Genomic DNA, 18,347 nt, shown 5'->3' on the forward strand with positions numbered 1-18,347 from the left:
CAAACCTAACTGAAATACAGGCGGATTCACTTGTGATCTATATCCCGAATATATTACTATACCAACTAGACGGTTTAGTAATAAAGCTAGCGTATTACCGTTTGCGCTTAAAAAAGGTAGTAAATGAGTATGGTGAGTTCGGCAAAATCGGCCTCGGCAACAACTGACAACAACGTGGTAACGAGCAAGCAGCCTGATAAATGTGGTCGCCCGAGTTTGCGTGAGCATGTTCTGGATGCCGCTGAAGCTTTGGTAGCAGAGCAAGGTGCAGCGCGCTTAACCTTTGATGCTTTGGTGCAACAAACCGGAGTCAGTAAAGGTGGTTTGCTGTATCACTTTGCCAATAAAGACGCCTTAGTGCAGGCCATGTTGCAGCGTTTGGTCGATCGTAAAGAAGTGCGCCGGACAGAATTTTTAAAAGATTTGGAAGGTAGCCGCGACGCCAATTTAAAAAGCATTTTACTGGCAGCTATGAGTTGTGAAGAAGAGGCGCCAGCATTGCACAGTGCAATTTTGGCCGCTGCTGCCAATAATCCGGAGTTGTTAGCGCCATTGCGCGAGCAAACGGATGCGTTATTTGCTGAACTCGATGAGTCAGAATTAGGCGGCGAACGCGCTCGTTTACTATTATTTGCAGTACATGGTGCGCGTTTATTCGAACAACTGGGTCTATGTCAGTACGGTTGTTGTGATCGCGAGCGTTTTGCCGAAGTTTTGCTGGGGTTGGTTGATGATCTTGGCCAAACTGCAAAATAACAGGCTAAGCGCTTGTATAGAAATACATTATTTGACACAAATTTTACAGAACTCCAGCCGTAGCCTGCACTCTGTTTAAGGTAGAATAGTAAGTGCAGCGATACTTTGGAACAGCGCAATTTTAAGTAAGGGATTTCAACACGTGGAAACATTGGTAGAAATTGACGATGTAAAATTTTCGCACGGTGAACGGCTTCTTTACGATGGCCTTTCGTTAACCGTTCCGCGCGGAAAAATTGTGGCCGTAATGGGGCCAAGTGGCATCGGTAAAACCACGTTACTGCGTTTGATTGGCGGTCAGATACGGCCGCAGCAGGGCAGCATTAAAGTGGCCGGACACAACATTCCAACCTTGTCCCGGTCCGATCTATATCAGGTTCGTAAGCGCATTAGCATGCTATTTCAAAGTGGCGCGCTGTTTACGGACATGACGGTATTCGACAACGTTGCCTTTCCACTGCGCGAGCACAGCAAGCTGCCGGAATCTATCATTCGCACTATAGTGCTGATGAAACTGGAAGCGGTTGGTTTGCGCGGCGCCCGCGATTTATTCCCGGCCGAGTTGTCCGGCGGCATGGCCAGGCGAGCAGCGTTGGCTCGCGCAATAGCGCTCGATCCAGAATTAATTATGTACGACGAACCTTTTGCCGGACAAGACCCCATTTCCATGGGCGTTATTGTGAAGCTGATTCGTGAGCTAAGTAGTTCACTGGGGCTTACCAGCATTATTGTTAGCCATGATGTGAAAGAAGTGATGTCGATAGCCGACTACGCTTACATTATTGCGAACAAAAAAGTGGTCGCTAAAGGCACTCCGAAAGAGCTCGACGAAAATGCTTCAGGCATTGTGAAGCAGTTCATGCGTGGCGAAGCCGATGGCCCGGTGCCCTTCCATTATGAGGCAGATGACTACTTTGATGATCTGCTGGAGGGCTCGAAATGATTGAAATGATTCGCAATATTGGGCGCTACACCCTAGATACTATTGCCGGTGCAGGTAAGTCGCTGTTGATGTTATTTGGCGCGCTGGCTGGTAAACCTCAGCCGGCTAAATCATGGCCGCTATTTATTCAGCAAATGTATGTAGTGGGCGTGTTGTCACTACTTATTATTATTGTCAGTGGTCTCTTCATCGGCATGGTGTTGGCATTACAAGGCTACACCATTTTGATTGACTATGGCGCCGAGCAAAGTTTGGGCCCTATGGTAGCGCTATCTTTATTGCGTGAATTAGGTCCGGTAGTTACCGGGTTGTTATTTGCCGGCCGTGCTGGCTCCGCACTAACCGCCGAAATTGGCTTAATGAAAGCAACTGAACAGCTTTCTAGTTTAGAAATGATGGCGATAGACCCATTGCGTCGGGTAATTGCACCGCGTTTCTGGGCCGGCTTCGTGAGTATGCCAATACTGGCTCTGATTTTCTCTGCAGTTGGTATTTACGGCGGCTTCCTGGTTGGCGTGCAATGGCTGGGCGTAGACGATGGCGCCTTTTGGTCAGTCATGCAGTCAAGCGTAGATTGGTACGACGATATTTTGAACGGAATTATTAAAAGTCTGGTGTTCGCATTTGTAGTGACCTGGATAGCGCTCTACAAGGGTTATAACTGCACACCAACTTCCGCGGGTATTAGCAGCGCGACAACTTCGACAGTGGTTACTGCGTCTTTAGCAGTATTGGGATTGGATTTTGTTTTAACCGCATTAATGTTCGGTTAATCACTTAGGCAGGCGATTATGGAATCAAGAAAAACACAGTTAAGCGTCGGTATTTTTGTTGTTTTGGGTTTTGCAGCTTTGCTGTTCCTGGGGCTTCGTGCTGCCAGCAGTAGCGTTAGTACCGGTGAAGAAACCTATCAGCTGTATGCCAAGTTCGACAATATTGGCGGGTTAAAAGTACGTTCACCAGTGAAAGTGGGTGGCGTAGTAGTAGGTCGGGTTACCAGTATCACCTTAGACGGTGAATATTATGAACCATTAGTCGAGTTTACGATTAATAAAGACTATGACGATTTTTCAGAAACCAGTTCAGTATCCATTCTGACCTCAGGTTTACTTGGTGAGCAGTATGTTGGTCTGCAGCCAGGCTTTATCGATGATTCAATGGGTATGCTGGAAGATGGCGATTATATCACTGACACCAAATCAGCCATTGTGCTGGAAGAGTTAATTGGACAGTTTTTATTTAGCCAAGGCGAAGGCTAAGGAGGCAGTATGAAACAGTTATTAGCATTGGCAGTTGGTGTATTTATGTCCATTTCGGTATCAGCCGAAATGATCAAGTCAGACGATCCGCACGATTTGCTGCAGCAAGTGGCGAACAAAACCTTTGATCGTATTGGGAATGAGCGCAGCAAGATTGACGAAGATCTGGATTACTTACGTGAAATCGTGCGTGACGAAATGATGCCTTATGTGGACTATCAGTATGCGGCAAACAAAACTTTAGGGCGTAACTATAAAGACACCACTCGTGATCAACGTCAGGAATACCATCGCGTATTTCGCGAGTATCTGATTGCTACTTATGCGCGTGCATTTTTACAGTATGACGAAGAAAAGCATGAAGTTGAGTTTGAGCCAGCCCGTGGTGAAGCGGATAAGAAGTCAGCGACAGTGGTTCGCACCCGCGTAACTGAAGAAGGTCGTCCGCCTATTCGCATGGATTTTCGCATGCGCTTTGATAAAAACGAAGACGTGTGGAAAGCTTACGATTTAATCGTGGAAGGCATTAGCTTACTCGACAGCAAGCAAGCCGAGATTGCTTCAGTTATTCGTTCACGTGGTATTGACGGTACTATCGATTTGTTACGCGAAAAAGCGAACGAAGAAATTAAGCAGGGCGATGACGTTGAAGAAGTAGAGCAAATAGGCGCTCGCCAATGAGCTTAAGCTGGGAACTCCAAGACAATAATCGGGTCTGTATTAGCGGCGAGCTAACCCGAAACACGGTTCCGCAATTTTGGCAGGAGCGTTCGCAGTGGTTGCAACAAGATTCACTGACGATTGATCTGGCCGGATTAGAGCACGTGGACACGGCTGGCGTTGCCTTGTTAATTGAAATAAAGCGCTGCTTAAATGGCAGCCAGGACGCATTGAAATTTGAAAATGCGAACCAACAATTACGAGATATTGCTGCTGTGAGTGGCGTTGGGTCGCTGCTTTCGTTAAGCTAGTACACTTATTCTGCCTATTAATAGTTGTGATCATGGATTCCGAGCAAATAGAAAAGTTATTAAAGGACGCACTTGATTTGACTGAAGTGCTGGTTAAAACCGATGGTAGTCACGCCACTATCACGGTTGTTGGTGAAGCGTTTGAAGGGCTTTCCCGGGTTAAACAACAACAACTGGTTTACCGCCCACTGAATGAACATATTGCTAGTGGCGCTATTCATGCCGTGTCGATAAAAGCCTATACGCCCACTCAGTGGCAGCGTGAGAAAAAATTACAAATGCTGAGCTAAGGTGGTGGGCATGGAAAAGTTAATTATTCGTGGCGGCAATCCCCTGCGCGGCGAAGTCACTATATCAGGCGCTAAAAACGCAGCCTTGCCTATTCTTATGGCAACTATTTTACCCAATGAACCTGTGACCGTTAGCAATGTTCCGGCTTTGCATGATGTTGCCACCACGCTGGAATTACTGCATCGCTTAGGCATTAGCCATACAGCGAACTCAGCTAACAGCTACACCATAGACCCAACCGGGTTACATGATCACAAAGCTTCGTACGACTTAGTTAAAACCATGCGTGCATCGGTGTTAGTGCTTGGCCCATTACTGGCGAAGTGTGGTCGTGCCGAAGTTTCTTTACCTGGCGGTTGTGCTATTGGTGCGCGTCCGGTGAATCTTCATATTGAAGGTTTGCGCCGCATGGGTGCTGATATCGTGGTCGAGAACGGCTATATTAAAGCATCTGTTGAAGGGCGCTTAAAAGGTGCTCAGCTGTTAATGGATACGGTTAGTGTTACTGGCACCGAGAACCTGATGATGGCGGCTACCTTGGCCGATGGCGTGACTATTATCGAGAACGCTGCGCGTGAGCCGGAAATTATCGACTTAGCCAATTTCTTGAATCACTTAGGCGCGGAGATTCGCGGTGCTGGAACCGACTGCATAGAAATTCGTGGCGTTGAACGCTTGCATGGCGGCAGTTATCAGGTACAGCCGGATCGCATTGAAACCGGTACTTTCCTGGTTGCCGCATTAGCAACCGGTGGTGAAGTGAAATGTTTGAACACGGCGCCAGGCATGCTGGACGCGGTGATTAAAAAGTTGGGTGAAGCTGGCGCCGAAGTTACCCGTGGTGAAGACTGGATACAGTTAAAGAGTAACGGTCGGGTGAAACCTGTGAATATTGTTACCGCACCGCATCCTGCTTTCCCAACCGATATGCAGGCGCAATTTACGGCGCTCAACGCCATTGCCGAGGGCACTGGCTGGATCCGTGAAACCATTTTTGAAAATCGCTTTATGCACGTGCCCGAGTTACGTCGTATGGGCGCTGAAATTGAACTGGAAGGTAATACCGCAATTTGCCGTGGTGTGACCAGGCTCACGGGTGCTGAAGTCATGTGTACCGACTTACGCGCTTCAGCGTCTTTGGTTATTGCTGGTTTGGTTGCCGAAGGTGAAACTGTGATTGAGCAAATCTATCACATTGACCGTGGCTATGAGTCTATTGAGAAAAAGCTGCAAGCATTAGGCGCGAATATTCAGCGCGCCCAAAGTACTATTGTTCCCGAAGGCTGTGATAGCTAATTAATGCAGCAAATGTCGGCGCGTTATTCGGGTAATTTACCAATAACCGCGTCGACAGTACGCAGTTCATCACCCCGATAGAAGCGAATGGTTAATACAGTTCCCGGTTTAGTATTGGCTACTAAATCCAGCCCCTGGGCCGGAGTGGAAACCGATTTACCATCAAACTCAATAATAAAATCATCAACTTCTAAGCCGGCTAAAGCAGCTGGGCTACCAGGCGCTACTTCAGTTACGGTAATGCCTGGAACCGGGCGTTGACTGTTCAAGCTATCGCCTACATTAATTCCCAGATAACCACGCACTACCGCGCCATCGGTAATGATTTTTTGCATCACTCGTTTTGCATTCGTACCCGGCACCGCAAAATAAATGCCTTCGCCACCCTCACCGGTAAGTGAGTTATAACTGGCATTGTTAATGCCAACCAGTACGCCATTACTGTTAACTAACGCACCACCAGAGGCACCTTCGTTAATAACAGCGTCCATTTGAATTAAATCTGAATAAGAATTGCTGACACCAATACGACCACCGGTGGCACTAATAATCCCCTGAGTAATGGTTTGCCCCAGGTTGTAAGGGTTACCAATAGCCAGCACCACGTCGCCAACGCGCGGATTCAAATTGTCAGACTGTGGAATAACGGGCAGGTTGTCGGCATCTATTTTTAACACCGCAAGGTCGGTGTAGCGGTCACTACCTACCAGCTGAGCACCATAGCGACGGCCATCTTGCAACGCGATTTGAATTTGGTCTACGTCGGTAACCACATGATACGCAGTTAAAATGTAGCCCCGGCTATTCATAATTACACCGGAACCCAAGCGCCATACTGTGGTTGGTCGAGGATTAAAAAATGACCCGCGCACTTCGCCAACGCTATAGATATTTACTACGGCTGGCGCGGCGCGATTCACTGCATCAGCAAAAGAAACCGGTGCCTGATCGGTTTGCGGTTGACCGTTTTTATTCAGCCATGGCATGGCAAGTAGCACAATAGCCGCAACCACTAGTCCTAGTGCCGCCGAGCGACCGAAAAATTGCAGCAGTTGCCGTGCCTTCATGCGGAATCCTTTGCTTAATTCTTAGTATATTTTTTTGGGTTATTTGGCATCGCGGTATCTGGCTACGAATAAGTAAGATAAACAGTTAGATACGCAATCCTAGATAGCATAGCACTGAAGCCAGCCTGAAGACAGTAAACACCATCGTCAGGCTGGCTTCAGCTATTCTTGCAGCAGGGGGCAATACCCCCTTGAGTACTAGTTAGCGTCCGCGCAGAACCAAGTATAACTGCGAGTTTCCTCGTTGCAGGTTCAGGGCAATAACGCCACCGACATTATCAAGTGCCTGGCGTAATTCGGACAAACTATTTGTTGGGGTTTTATTCACGCCCAGAATAATATCGTTCTGACGTAAACCAAGGCGCGCCGCAGGAGAATTTTCTGCTACCTCAGTAATCAGTACACCGCCGCCTGAGTTCACCGATAAGGAAACACCTTCCAGTGCCGGATGTAATTCGGCCGCTACGGTAGCGCTTTCTTCGTTGTCGAGTACCACAGAAACATCCATTTCGTCGCCGTCGCGAACAATGTTCAGGGTAACTTCTTTACCTGCACCTATACTGCCAACACGGGCGGCAAGCTCAAAGAAGGAACGAATAGATTCACCGTTTACGCCAACAATAACGTCACCAGATTTTAACCCGGCTTGCTCGGCAGCTGAGTCTGCAATAACTTCAGCCACAAAAGCGCCTTGGGTCATCTCTAAATCCAATGCATTGGCAATGTCCTGAGTCAGGTTGTCGCCGCGCACGCCAAGCACTCCGCGGCGCACTTCACCAAATTCCAGTAACTGATCGACCAGATTGGTCATCATGTCCGCCGGAATGGCAAAGCCGATACCAATGTTGCCGCCGCCAGGGCCCAGAATAGCCGTGTTAATACCAATTAATTTGCCATCCAGAGTAACCAGAGCACCACCAGAATTACCGCTGTTAATAGCGGCATCGGTTTGAATAAAGTTTTCTACTTCTTCAATGCCCAAACCGCTACGGCCCAGCGCGCTGACAATACCGGAGGTGACGGTTTGGCCTAAACCAAAGGGGTTACCAATAGCTACCACGAAGTCACCAACGCGCAGCTGACCGGAGCGGCCGACCTCAATTTCGGTCAGGTTCTTACCGTCTTGAATTTGTAGCAAAGCAATGTCACTGCGAGCGTCGGTACCTATTACTTTGGCATCGTACTGGCGACCGTCTTTTAAGGTCACCTGAATTTCCGAGGCATCGTCAATCACGTGGTTGTTGGTAACAACGTAGCCGTTGTCTTTATCAATAATGACCCCTGAGCCGAGCCCGCGGAAGGGACGTTCCCGTACTTGCTCTTGTGGACTGTTAGGACCAAAGAAAAACCGAAAGGCTTCCGGAACGCGTTGGCGCACTTCGCGATTACCTTTCACCGAAATATTTACCACCGCTGGTGTTACTTCTTCCAGCATGGGGGCTAACGTCGGTAGTTCTTCTTTATCGTTGCCAAAAAAAGGTAAGCCGGCTTGCACGGGCACTGATGTAAAAGTAACCGCAAGCGCTAAACCTGCACTAACAAGGAATGTCTTCATAACATGCAAACTCCTAAGAATGACAATAACGATTAAATATCACAGCTTAATGACCAGAAATCATTACATAGGTTCGCACAGAATATGTTTCAAGATGTGAGCGGATTGCAATTAGCAATCCGCTGAGGGGTTAACTCGTCGCTTTTTTCTTCGCGTCGGTTTTTTTGTCTGCGCCCTTAAACAGGCCGCTGGCGCTATCAGGGTAATCACGCGGTGGTGCGTCACCACTGCCTGCTTCTTGCTTACGGGAATCATTTTTTACCGTATTCGCTACCCGTAACTGGCGTAACGTGTCTTCCGCAAAAAACGGCAAATCATTCTGATATTGGCCTTGTTGCAACAACTCGGCACTGTGGCCTAAGTACGATTGCAACTTACTTTGCGTGTCGGCTAGCTGCTCAACCAGCGCATTGGCCGTGGCAAAATGCTCCGCTACTTCACGTTGATAGCTCGCCAGTTGCTGCTTGCTGGCGGTAACTTCATCACTTAAGCGCGCCTGATCGGAGTGTTCCTGCAACCAGTAGCGAGCCACAAAGAAACCGATGACCATACCCACGGCTACCAATAAAACACCAATAATCCAACTCATAACTACTCCTTAAAAAGCTCTGCGCCATGCTAACATATGCTGTCTTATAGCATAATGCAGAAACACAAAGAGGGGTAGTGGCTGACCCATGAAAACACCTTGGCAACAATATCAGAGTGATTTGCAGCGCGATGATTTTGAACATGATCCAGCGCAGCAACAAGCAGTAGAAGCACTGCAGCGTCTGTATGACGATCTGTTGGCGTGGCGCGCCCGCGGCAATGGTTGGCTGGCTAAGCTTAGGCAATTATTCAGCGGCCCGGCCAAGGCTCCGCAAGGGTTGTATTTTTGGGGTGGTGTTGGGCGTGGTAAGACCTATCTGGTGGATACTTTTTACAATGCTTTACCCTTTGAGCAGAAGCAGCGCGTTCATTTTCACCGGTTTATGCATCGTGTACACGAAGAATTAAAAGGCTTAAAGGGGGTCAGCGATCCCTTGCCAATTATTGCGGAAAAACTAGCCGGTGAAGCTCAGGTATTGTGTTTTGACGAATTTTTCGTGCAGGACATCACTGACGCTATGTTGCTGGGTACGCTGATGCAGGAGCTATTTAAACGCCAGGTGGTACTTATTGCCACGTCCAATATAGTTCCTGATCAACTCTATAAAAATGGGTTGCAGCGGGAGCGTTTTTTACCGGCAATTGCATTGATTAACCAGAATTGCCAGGTGCTTAATGTAGACGGTGGGGTGGATTATCGGTTGCGCACCCTGACTCAGGCCGAAATTTACCATGCACCGCTGGATGCCGACGCGGACGAAAACCTGCTCAACTACTTTTTCCAACTGGCACCGGATCATCAGAGTCACTGCACCGATGGCACTATAACCATTAACGGTCGCGACATTTCCGTGCGTCGCGAAACCGACGACGTGGTGCTATTTGATTTTATGGCGATTTGCGGCGGGCCACGTAGCCAGAACGATTACATCGAAATCGCGCGCTTGTATCATGCGGTTTTAATTAGTGATTTGCCTCAGCTCGGCAGTAATAACGATGACGCTGCGCGGCGTTTTATCGCCTTGGTCGATGAATTCTATGAGCGTCGGGTGAAACTAATTATGTCAGCGGCAGTGTCGATTGAGCAGTTGTATTCAGGCGGCAAACTGGAGTTTGAATTCAAACGCTGTATTAGCCGTTTAAAAGAGATGCAGAGCCATGAATACCTGGCACTGGGACATTTAGCTTAAGGGCATTGGTTACTTTACATCCGCGATCCTTTCCCCTATAATCCGCGCCAGCCCACGTTACAGGTACAACGATCGTGCATGTTGCCGGTCAGTTGTGGTTCGCGGGGAAGCCCGGAACTACTGTCGTGAACCTATGGAATAGAGTACATATTAATGAAAACATTTGTTGCAAAACCAGAAACAGTACAACGTGACTGGTACGTTATTGACGCTGAAGGTAAAACTCTGGGTCGTCTGGCGACTGAAGTAGCTCGTCGTTTACGCGGTAAGCATAAACCTGAGTTCACTCCACACGTAGACACCGGTGATTACATTGTTATCGTAAACGCAGAAAAAGTAGCGGTTACTGGTAACAAGGCTGCTGGTAAGATTTATTACTCGCACTCTGGGTACCCTGGTGGTATCTCTTCGATCACCTTCGAAAAGCTGATTGAGAAGAAACCAGAAATGGTAATTCAGAAAGCGGTAAAAGGTATGCTGCCTCGTGGTCCACTAGGTCGTGCCATGTTCCGTAAACTGAAAGTGTACGCAGGCGCTGAGCACAACCATGTTGCGCAACAGCCTAAACAACTCGACATTTAATACGGAGCATGAAGAAAATGGCAGAGAATCAATACTACGGTACTGGTCGTCGTAAAAGCTCTACCGCTCGCGTTTTCCTGCGTCCGGGTAGTGGCAAAGTGACCATCAATAACACCACACTTGAGCAATATTTTGGCCGTGAAACTGCCCGCATGGTAGTTCGTCAGCCACTTGAATTGGTCGAGATGGTAGAAAAATTTGATTTGTACATCACTGTTAAAGGTGGTGGTTCTACAGGTCAGGCAGGTGCAGTACGTCACGGTATCACCCGTGCACTGATGCAATACGATGAAACTTTACGTGGTGACTTACGTCGTGCGGGTTATGTAACTCGTGATGCACGTCAGGTTGAGCGTAAGAAAGTCGGTCTTGCCAAAGCACGTAAGCGTCCTCAGTTCTCAAAACGTTAATTGTTGTACTGCTTATTTTAAAAAGCCCGGCCTTGTGCCGGGTTTTTTGTGTTTATCCTTGTAAAAATAAGGGTATTTCTTTATCATCTGAAAGCATTTTTTTGCCGTCAGCGATGCCGCTGGCATAAGCAGCAGCTAATTACTGACTTCACAGCAATGTACTGTGAAGCGTCCTAACTGGAGAGTAAGTGGATGAGCAATGCGCCTGTAGATAAAGGCCGCCGTCGATTCTTGACCGTCGCAACTACCGTAGTCGGTGGTGCGGGTGCGGTTGGTGTTGCCGTTCCTTTCATTGCGTCATGGAACCCGAGTGCGAAAGCGAAAAACGCCGGGGCGCCAGTGGAAGTGAATATTGGTAAAGCCGAACCGGGTCAGTTGATTCGAGTAGAGTGGCGTGGACAGCCTGTGTGGGTTGTTCGTCGAACCCCTGAAATGTTGGAAGGACTTGCCGCAATCGAAGACGATTTGCGCGATCCGAATTCAGAGCAACCACAGCAACCAAGCTATGCCCAAAACAGATACCGCTCTATTAAAGAAGAGTATTTGGTAACCGTTGGTATTTGTACGCATTTGGGTTGTTCTCCGCAGTATCTTCAAGATTCTTTCGGTGAACAGGTTGAAGGCATACCGTCTGGCTTTTTCTGCCCTTGTCACGGCTCGAAGTTCGATATTGCCGGGCGCGTATTCTCGGGCGTTCCAGCACCATATAACTTGGTAGTGCCGCCACATTATTACATCGATGATACGACCATTCTTATCGGTGAAGACGGGGAGCAAGCCTAATGTTTAAGAATTTTGTTGCCTGGATGGATGAACGTATTCCCATGACGAAAACATGGAATATCCATCTGGCACAGTACCCAGCTCCGAAAAACTTTAACATGTGGTACCTGTTCGGGGTGCTGGCCATGTTGGTATTGGTTAACCAAATAATCACTGGTATCTGGTTAACCATGAACTATGTTCCGTCAGCTGAAGGCGCTTTCGCTTCGGTTGAATTTATTATGCGAGATGTCGAATTTGGCTGGTTGTTGCGCTATATGCACTCCACCGGTGCTTCGGCCTTCTTCGTGGTGGTTTATCTGCACATGTTCCGTGGCATGATGTACGGCTCTTATCAGAAGCCGCGCGAGTTGCTGTGGATATTCGGTATGCTGATATTCCTGGTGCTCATGGCAGAAGCCTTTATGGGTTACCTGCTACCTTGGGGACAAATGTCTTACTGGGGTGCTCAGGTTATTATCTCCCTGTTCGGTGCGATTCCGATCATTGGTGATGACTTAACCTTATGGATCCGTGGTGACTATGTTATCTCCGGAGCTACCCTGAACCGCTTCTTCGCGTTGCACGTTATTGCCTTGCCATTAGTGCTGGTAATTCTGGTGTTCCTGCATATTGTTGCTCTGCACGAAGTGGGTTCCAATAACCCCGACGGCATAGATATTAAGAAGCCGAAAGGTTCAGTACCAGACAGTGAAAAACCGAAGTTTGAATTCCATGAACGCTTTACTAAGAAGAAAGACATTGTCGATGCGATTCCTTTCTACCCGTATTACGTGGTGAAAGACTTAGTCGGCATAGGTATTTTCCTGTTCTTCTTCTGTTGGGTTATTTTCTTCAATCCAGCTATGGGCGGGTTCTTCCTGGAGCCACCAAACTTTGAAGCGGCAAACCCTCTGAAAACCCCAGAGCATATTGCGCCAGTTTGGTACTTCACACCGTTCTACGCTATTTTGCGAGCGGTTCCGGATAAGCTCTTTGGTGTCATCCTGATGTTTGGCGCTATTGTGTTCTTATTCTTACTGCCTTGGTTAGACCGTGGTCGGGTACGCTCAATTCGCTACCGTAGTAACTTCCACAAAATTAACCTAACGGTATTTGTGATTAGCTTTATTGTGCTTGGCTATCTGGGTGTGAAACCAGCAACTGAGGTGTATACCTTCTTTGCCCGAGTATTCACCTTCTTGTACTTCGCGTTCTTTGGTCTGCTGTGGTTCTACAGTAAAAACGAGAACACCAAGCCACTACCAGAGAGGTTAACCAAGTGATGAAAAAGTTTCTTATCGCAATGCTAACCCTTCTGCCTGGCTTAGCCATGGCAGCTGGCCCAACCATTCCGTTGGATAGTGCAGACGTAGACTTGCATGACAAAGCGTCGTTACAACGCGGTGCGCAATTGTTCATGAACTACTGCATGGGGTGTCACTCCATGCAGTACCAACGCTACAACCGTACTTTTGAAGATTTAGGTATTCCGGAAGATTTGGGTGTGAAGCATTTACAGTTTACTGGCGATAAGCCGGGCGACTTAATGCGTAACTCCATGTCAGCGGAATCCGCTTCGGCGTGGTTCGGTACCGGTGCTCCGGATTTAACTCTGGTAGCCCGGGTTCGTGGTGCTGATTGGTTATATACCTACTTCCGCTCATTCTATGTTGATGAGTCACGCCCGTTTGGCGTCAACAACGCGGTGTTCCCGAACGTAGGTATGCCGCACGTAATGCAAGAGCTGCAAGGCGTACCAAGTAAAACTACCGAACGTCGTATGATTGACGGTGAAATGCAGGACGTTTACGTAGGTATTAAATCTGACGGCAGCGGTATGTTGACGGCGGATGAATATGATCAAGCCATGCTCGATTTAACCGCATTCCTGGTCTATACCGGTGAACCAATGTTGTTAGAACAGCGCCGCATGGGTTGGTTTGTATTCGGTTTCCTGCTGATTTTCACGATTATGGCCTGGTTCCTGAAACGTGAATTTTGGCGAGACGTAAAATAAGCATCGGTTAACTTAACTGATGTATGAAGTAGTACGTTGGGGGCATTGTTGCCCCCTTCGCTGTTGATGAAATATGGAGAAATACATGGCGGTTGCTGCAAATAAACGTTCAGTTATGACGCTCTATGCGGGCAAAAATGATTTGCTAAGTCATCAAGTGCGTTTAGTGTTAGCGGAAAAAGGTGTCGGTGTAGAAATTAACTTCCTGGAAGGCGATGAGCGTCCGGAAGACTTAATGCAACTGAACCCTTATCCGGACGCGGTACCAACTTTGGTAGACCGCGATCTGGTGTTGTATAACGCCCATATCATTATGGAATATCTTGATGAGCGTTTTCCGCATCCACCATTAATGCCGGTATACCCGGTAGCTCGTGGTAGCAGTCGTTTGATGATGTACCGTATTCAACGCGATTGGTATGCGTTGGCTGAAACCATTGCTGCTGGCGGTAAAAAAGCTGACCCAGCGCGGTTAGAGCTGCGTGAAAGTTTGTTAGCGTTAGCACCAATCTTTGCGGACACGCCTTACTTCATGAGCGAAGAGTTCAGTCTGGTAGATTGTTATTTAGCTCCGCTACTATGGCGCTTACCGGTATATGGCGTTGACTTAGACGGCACTGGTGCGAAAGAAGTTAAGGGCTACATGATGCGTGTGTTCGAACGCGATACTTTCCAGGAATCGCTTACCGATATGGAACGCGACATGGTTCGCGACGCTAAAAAATGAGTGTTGATGTACCCATGACAGCAAAACGACCGTACTTGTTACGGTCGCTTTACGAATGGATTGTTGATAACCAGCTAACTCCACATATTGTGGTGAACGCTGAAGTACCTCATTGCAAAGTGCCGTTGCAGTTTGTAAAAGAAGGTCAGATTATTTTGAATATTGCGCCAGCAGCCGTTGGTGCCCTGCAAATGACCAACAGTGACGTGCAGTTTAATGCTCGCTTCGGTGGTAAGTCACAGCAAGTGTATGTGCCTATAGCGGCCGTGGTAGCCATTTATGCCCGTGAGAATGGTGCTGGTACCATCTTTGAAGAAGAGAGCGCACTGAGCTACGAGCAGGCGCCTGTGGAAGACACTCAGCCAATGGCATTAGTGGAAGAAACAGAGCAGGATCAGGATAAGAAATCTGTTAGCACGAAAAAGTCAGCTAAAAAGCCCGGTAAAGCCAAGGGCTCGCATTTAAAAGTAGTTAAATAGCTTCAGCCCCAATCAGGGGCTGTTAAATGCGGTGACTACGCGCTTTACTCCAGAAATATTCCGCACTATCTCAACCGCAAGTTCCGCTTCGTCGTTCGCCACTATCCCCATTAAGAAGACTTCGCCATTTTCAGTCACTACTTTAATTTGCGAACCGTCGATGTCTTTCTCACTCAGTAATTTGGTTTTTACCTTACTGGTAAGCCAGCTGTCATGGGTGCGGGTAGTAATTGAAATCGGGTTACCAATGCGAATTTCGTTGTGTATCTGGTCAATTCCTTGTTGCTGTCTAACCAGTCGTTCAGCCTGAATTTTACGTTCTTGCGAAAGGGCCTGACCCACTAACAGCACGGCTTCGTTATATGCCACTGCCACCACTCGTGTGGCACCCAAATCTTCTGATTCGGAGATGGCTCGCTGCGCCCGAAACTCTAAGGTTTGGTCATCCATTTGAGTGCCAATACTGCGTCTGTCCGTTGCCGCTTTCACACCAAGCGCGCTGGCGCCAACCACGGCCACAGCACAACCTTGTAACAGCAGAACAGATGCTAACACCACACTCATGCCGCGGGTGAAGCTGGAGCCAATTCTGGTTTTAGCCTGTGGTGTCATTCGGATACCTCTTGGGGAAACACTTGTTGTTCAATCAGATCGCATAAACTATGAACCACAAACAACAGTTGTTCACTAATGCGATTAGGTTCATAACTTGGAATTCGTATTTCTACATCGTCCGGGCCCAGCAAACCGGCCACATCGGTGTCGCTATCGCCGGTTAATGCCACTATGAGCATGCCACGGGAAAGCGCTGCTTCCATGGCTTTGCTTACCTGAGCTGCAGTGGCGTCGGTACTGGCCACCAGTAATACATCCTGAGCCTGACCTAGTGCCAAAATGTGCCGTGCATAAGTATCACAAGCGCCATCGCTACTGCCAACGCAGGGCAAGCCAATAACCGGGAACGGCGGGCGCTCGAGTTTTTGGCCGTGTAGCATCAGGTGCGCGAACTCTTGTGTTACAACACTTGCCTGGCCCTCGCCGCAGGCAAATACCCGACGTCCTGACAACACGCTTTGGGTTAACAGTTCAGCCGCATTCACAATGGCATCACCAAGTACTTCCGCAGTGGCTATCTGGGTTTGTATGCTTTGCGTAAAAAGCGCTTTTATTTGGTCTTGCATAAGTTTCCTGTAAACACTAAAAAGCGTCCTGCAACCATTGAATGCTAGCTGGCTCGCCAACAATAGCTATCACATCAAAGCGCATTGGCGTTAAATGCTCGGTAATGTTTTGTTGCAGTAAAAATAAACGGGCTGCGGTTCTTATACGCTGACATTGCTGTGGTGTTATTTGTTCCAGTACCCTGGCAAAAGATTCATTGCGCCGATACTTAACCTCAACAAAAACCCAGCGCTCTTGCGCGCGCATAATAACATCTATTTCTTTCTTGCCGACCTGAAAGTTGCGCTGCACAAAGGTTAACCCCTGTGCTTGCAAGTACTCAATGGCTTGGGTTTCAGCGTCGGTTCCAGCTTGGTGACGGGACATAATTGATTCCTTGCATCGGCACCACCTGGTGCTGATTAAAGGTAGCCCATTCAAGCTGGCGTTGAATTCGTTGGTTCACTACATTTAGAGCCCCGCTAAGGCCTTGATGACGATACCCGGGTAGCTGCGCTAATGCTTGTAACTGCGGGCTTAACAGCAAGGCATCATGGCCCATCGCAGCTAAGCGCGCATGGCTATAGCCCCAGCCATCACGTAATTTAAGTACGGTGTTAAGCTGCTGGCGTTGGGGATGATTTGGTAGCAGCCAGGGAATTTCACTAAATCTCACCTGGTCAAGGTCGTTCTCGCTTATACCAGTTTGACCGACATGACTGGCCGAACTGGCATACACCGGAATACGTTCGGCAAAAGGTGAAATGGTGACATCTATAAAAGGTTTCAGCAGCTTGGTTTGATCGGCGCCGCCAGTTAAATAAATCACATCCACATCAGCGCGGCTGCGAGGCTCTGCTTCAACAATAATTTTGCCGGCGGCATTTTTAACCGCAGTAATGCGCGCTTCGCTGTCTTGTACACCAAGGTTTAGCTGAACCGAACTCTTCATGTCTTCAGTAGTACGGTAAAAACCTGCAGCCACATCCGGATTCGCTACCGGCAGTTGCTGCCAGTGCTGGGTAAAGGTGTCTACTAAAGCTTCGCCCCGGCCGGTTGCCGGTGCAAACAGCAAGGGGCGGCTAAATTCTTGCTGGAACAACAGGTCGGCTGCGGTACGTACTTCGGTTTCTGGATCCAGCGCGAAAAAATAGGCGGAACGGGCTGCGGAGCTTGTCGCTACCTCGGCATCCCCAAGCGGCGGTTGTTCATTCAAAAACAGATGTGTCCACTGCGCCGTTGGCATTTCATCGAGCAAGGCTTGTACTTGTTCTTTTAACAGTGGGCCTACAACCATGTCCGGCTGTAGTTGAATAAGCTCTTCCGCAATAGCGCCAACCGCCGTGGTATTGGTATCTATGAAAGTAGCCTGCAGTTGCGGCTGTTTTAACAAGGCCAGAATAGTGCCGTCGCGAACGGCATTACCCTGACTGGCATAGGGGCCGGTTAATGGCAGTAAAACAGCAACTTGCTGAATCGGGCTGCGCGGCTCCAGCCAGGCGGCGAAATGTTCTTCCACTATGGCTTGCGCAGGGTGGTCCGGATAACTTTGCTGCCACTCAGTTAGGGTACTGGCAATATCGGTGTTGGTAGACAGTGTCTGATGCAGGCGTTGAACCAGTCGTGTCCAGCCATCGCTAATAGAATCGGCCGGGCGTTTAAAGTCACGCCATTGTTGCGGCGGAACTTGCTGCAGTAACTGCCAAATAGCGGCGTTGGCAACAGAATCACTCTGGTAGCGTTGTTGTTCTATGCGCCACAGCGCCGCTTTCAGGTAAGAACCTTGCGCGGCCGCAGCCTGAGCTCGCAGTGCCAGAGCTTGCGCTCGTTCACTGCGTTCGGTGAATTGCTCGGTTAAATGATCCAGTAATTCGAGTACTTCTGCCCACTGCTGTTGATGCGCGGCAAACTGTGCCTGCAGTAACCGAAACTGACGCCAGTCTTTGGGGGCTAAATCAGCACTATTAATTTGCGCTAATACCGCTGCCGAAGATTGCCAGTTTTGTTGCTGCTGAAAAGTGGCCGCCGCTAGTAACAGGGCATACTGACGTGCTTGTGGCGTTGCGGCTTGCTCCGCTTCGGCTAACCAGTCGGCAGGAGTTCGCGCTGCAGCCTCAGTGAGTACCGGCGTTTGCACTTGTGGCGTCAGCTCGGGTTGCGGCTGGCGTGGCTGACTGCCACAACCGGCAACAGCAAAAATGATCAAGCAGGCGATTAACTTCTTTGGCACAATAGCGTTTCCAAAAGCGAGCATTATTTAATGTAGCTACTATAAACTGGCACCGCC

The 18,347-nt window shown here is 48.6% G+C and carries 23 protein-coding genes; 16 read left to right on the plus strand and 7 right to left on the minus strand.

Annotation, left to right across the window (positions count from 1 at the left end; all coding sequences use genetic code 11):
* The first annotated feature begins 123 nt into the window (after positions 1 to 123).
* From CCE91_RS02120 to murA, 8 genes are all read left to right on the plus strand, one after another.
* Positions 124 to 756 (plus strand): TetR/AcrR family transcriptional regulator, encoded by a 633-nt coding sequence (locus tag CCE91_RS02120; protein WP_234996238.1) that lies wholly within the window; start codon positions 124 to 126, stop codon positions 754 to 756.
* 142 nt (positions 757 to 898) lie between these two features.
* Positions 899 to 1,699 (plus strand): phospholipid ABC transporter ATP-binding protein MlaF, encoded by an 801-nt coding sequence (gene mlaF, locus CCE91_RS02125; protein WP_086433609.1) that lies wholly within the window; start codon positions 899 to 901, stop codon positions 1,697 to 1,699.
* On the plus strand, positions 1,696 to 2,472 hold the full coding sequence (mlaE, locus tag CCE91_RS02130) for a lipid asymmetry maintenance ABC transporter permease subunit MlaE (protein ID WP_086433610.1): 777 nt from the start codon (positions 1,696 to 1,698) through the stop codon (positions 2,470 to 2,472). Before mlaF ends, mlaE begins: the two co-directional genes overlap by 4 nt.
* An 18-nt stretch (positions 2,473 to 2,490) precedes the next feature.
* A complete protein-coding gene (gene mlaD / locus CCE91_RS02135; RefSeq protein WP_086433611.1) occupies positions 2,491 to 2,958 on the plus strand; it encodes an outer membrane lipid asymmetry maintenance protein MlaD in 468 nt (155 codons plus the stop codon).
* 9 nt (positions 2,959 to 2,967) lie between these two features.
* Positions 2,968 to 3,639, plus strand: a complete 672-nt coding sequence (locus CCE91_RS02140; protein ID WP_086433612.1) for an MlaC/ttg2D family ABC transporter substrate-binding protein — start codon at positions 2,968 to 2,970, stop codon at positions 3,637 to 3,639.
* Entirely contained in the window at positions 3,636 to 3,929 is a 294-nt protein-coding gene (locus CCE91_RS02145; protein WP_086433613.1) for an STAS domain-containing protein, read from the plus strand. The genes CCE91_RS02140 and CCE91_RS02145 overlap by 4 nt, the downstream gene beginning before the upstream one ends.
* A 32-nt stretch (positions 3,930 to 3,961) precedes the next feature.
* A complete protein-coding gene (locus CCE91_RS02150; RefSeq protein WP_086433614.1) occupies positions 3,962 to 4,219 on the plus strand; it encodes a BolA family protein in 258 nt (85 codons plus the stop codon).
* Between the two features lie 10 nt (positions 4,220 to 4,229).
* Complete coding sequence (murA, locus tag CCE91_RS02155; protein ID WP_086433615.1) at positions 4,230 to 5,516, plus strand: UDP-N-acetylglucosamine 1-carboxyvinyltransferase; 1,287 nt, start codon at positions 4,230 to 4,232, stop codon at positions 5,514 to 5,516.
* Positions 5,517 to 5,539: 23 nt separating this feature from the next.
* Here the strand turns inward: murA and CCE91_RS02160 are convergent, their stop codons facing one another.
* The 3 genes from CCE91_RS02160 to CCE91_RS02170 all read right to left on the minus strand — a co-directional run bounded on the left by CCE91_RS02160 (position 5,540) and on the right by CCE91_RS02170 (position 8,727).
* The gene (locus CCE91_RS02160) at positions 5,540 to 6,583 is read right to left on the minus strand and encodes a trypsin-like peptidase domain-containing protein (protein WP_086433616.1); all 1,044 of its coding nucleotides are present in this window, start codon (positions 6,581 to 6,583) and stop codon (positions 5,540 to 5,542) included.
* 202 nt (positions 6,584 to 6,785) lie between these two features.
* Positions 6,786 to 8,138: a Do family serine endopeptidase gene (locus tag CCE91_RS02165; protein ID WP_086433617.1), complete on the minus strand. Its 1,353-nt coding sequence runs from the start codon at positions 8,136 to 8,138 to the stop codon at positions 6,786 to 6,788.
* Between the two features lie 130 nt (positions 8,139 to 8,268).
* Positions 8,269 to 8,727: a YhcB family protein gene (locus CCE91_RS02170; RefSeq protein ID WP_086433618.1), complete on the minus strand. Its 459-nt coding sequence runs from the start codon at positions 8,725 to 8,727 to the stop codon at positions 8,269 to 8,271.
* Between the two features lie 88 nt (positions 8,728 to 8,815).
* On the opposite strand from CCE91_RS02170, the gene zapE reads away from it, so the two are divergent.
* The 8 genes from zapE (at position 8,816) to CCE91_RS02210 (ending at position 14,899) form a co-directional block, all read left to right on the plus strand.
* Complete coding sequence (gene zapE / locus CCE91_RS02175) at positions 8,816 to 9,919, plus strand: cell division protein ZapE (RefSeq protein WP_086433619.1); 1,104 nt, start codon at positions 8,816 to 8,818, stop codon at positions 9,917 to 9,919.
* A 153-nt stretch (positions 9,920 to 10,072) separates the two neighbouring features.
* Complete coding sequence (gene rplM / locus CCE91_RS02180; protein ID WP_086433620.1) at positions 10,073 to 10,501, plus strand: 50S ribosomal protein L13; 429 nt, start codon at positions 10,073 to 10,075, stop codon at positions 10,499 to 10,501.
* Positions 10,502 to 10,518: 17 nt separating this feature from the next.
* Positions 10,519 to 10,911: a 30S ribosomal protein S9 gene (gene rpsI, locus CCE91_RS02185; protein ID WP_086433621.1), complete on the plus strand. Its 393-nt coding sequence runs from the start codon at positions 10,519 to 10,521 to the stop codon at positions 10,909 to 10,911.
* A gap of 192 nt (positions 10,912 to 11,103) precedes the next feature.
* On the plus strand, positions 11,104 to 11,694 hold the full coding sequence (gene petA, locus CCE91_RS02190; RefSeq protein WP_086433622.1) for a ubiquinol-cytochrome c reductase iron-sulfur subunit: 591 nt from the start codon (positions 11,104 to 11,106) through the stop codon (positions 11,692 to 11,694).
* Entirely contained in the window at positions 11,694 to 12,959 is a 1,266-nt protein-coding gene (locus CCE91_RS02195) for a cytochrome b (RefSeq protein ID WP_086433623.1), read from the plus strand. Before petA ends, CCE91_RS02195 begins: the two co-directional genes overlap by 1 nt.
* Positions 12,959 to 13,693 (plus strand): cytochrome c1, encoded by a 735-nt coding sequence (locus tag CCE91_RS02200; RefSeq protein ID WP_086433624.1) that lies wholly within the window; start codon positions 12,959 to 12,961, stop codon positions 13,691 to 13,693. The genes CCE91_RS02195 and CCE91_RS02200 overlap by 1 nt, the downstream gene beginning before the upstream one ends.
* Before the next feature lie 85 nt (positions 13,694 to 13,778).
* A complete protein-coding gene (gene sspA, locus CCE91_RS02205; protein WP_086433625.1) occupies positions 13,779 to 14,420 on the plus strand; it encodes a stringent starvation protein SspA in 642 nt (213 codons plus the stop codon).
* A gap of 14 nt (positions 14,421 to 14,434) precedes the next feature.
* Complete coding sequence (locus tag CCE91_RS02210) at positions 14,435 to 14,899, plus strand: ClpXP protease specificity-enhancing factor (protein WP_086434800.1); 465 nt, start codon at positions 14,435 to 14,437, stop codon at positions 14,897 to 14,899.
* Positions 14,900 to 14,911: 12 nt separating this feature from the next.
* On the opposite strand, the gene dolP is transcribed toward CCE91_RS02210, so the two are convergent.
* The 4 genes from dolP to CCE91_RS02230 are packed head-to-tail and all read right to left on the minus strand — an operon-like array spanning position 14,912 to position 18,290.
* Entirely contained in the window at positions 14,912 to 15,511 is a 600-nt protein-coding gene (gene dolP, locus CCE91_RS02215; protein ID WP_086433626.1) for a division/outer membrane stress-associated lipid-binding lipoprotein, read from the minus strand.
* Complete coding sequence (locus CCE91_RS02220) at positions 15,508 to 16,080, minus strand: SIS domain-containing protein (RefSeq protein ID WP_086433627.1); 573 nt, start codon at positions 16,078 to 16,080, stop codon at positions 15,508 to 15,510. Before CCE91_RS02220 ends, dolP begins: the two co-directional genes overlap by 4 nt.
* A 16-nt stretch (positions 16,081 to 16,096) precedes the next feature.
* Complete coding sequence (locus tag CCE91_RS02225; RefSeq protein ID WP_086433628.1) at positions 16,097 to 16,447, minus strand: YraN family protein; 351 nt, start codon at positions 16,445 to 16,447, stop codon at positions 16,097 to 16,099.
* Positions 16,416 to 18,290: a penicillin-binding protein activator gene (locus tag CCE91_RS02230; RefSeq protein ID WP_157984146.1), complete on the minus strand. Its 1,875-nt coding sequence runs from the start codon at positions 18,288 to 18,290 to the stop codon at positions 16,416 to 16,418. The genes CCE91_RS02225 and CCE91_RS02230 overlap by 32 nt, the downstream gene beginning before the upstream one ends.
* Between the last annotated feature and the right edge of the window lie 57 nt (positions 18,291 to 18,347).

Origin of the sequence: Pseudidiomarina planktonica (assembly GCF_900177775.1) — a bacterium.
Lineage (GTDB): Bacteria > Pseudomonadota > Gammaproteobacteria > Enterobacterales > Alteromonadaceae > Pseudidiomarina > Pseudidiomarina planktonica.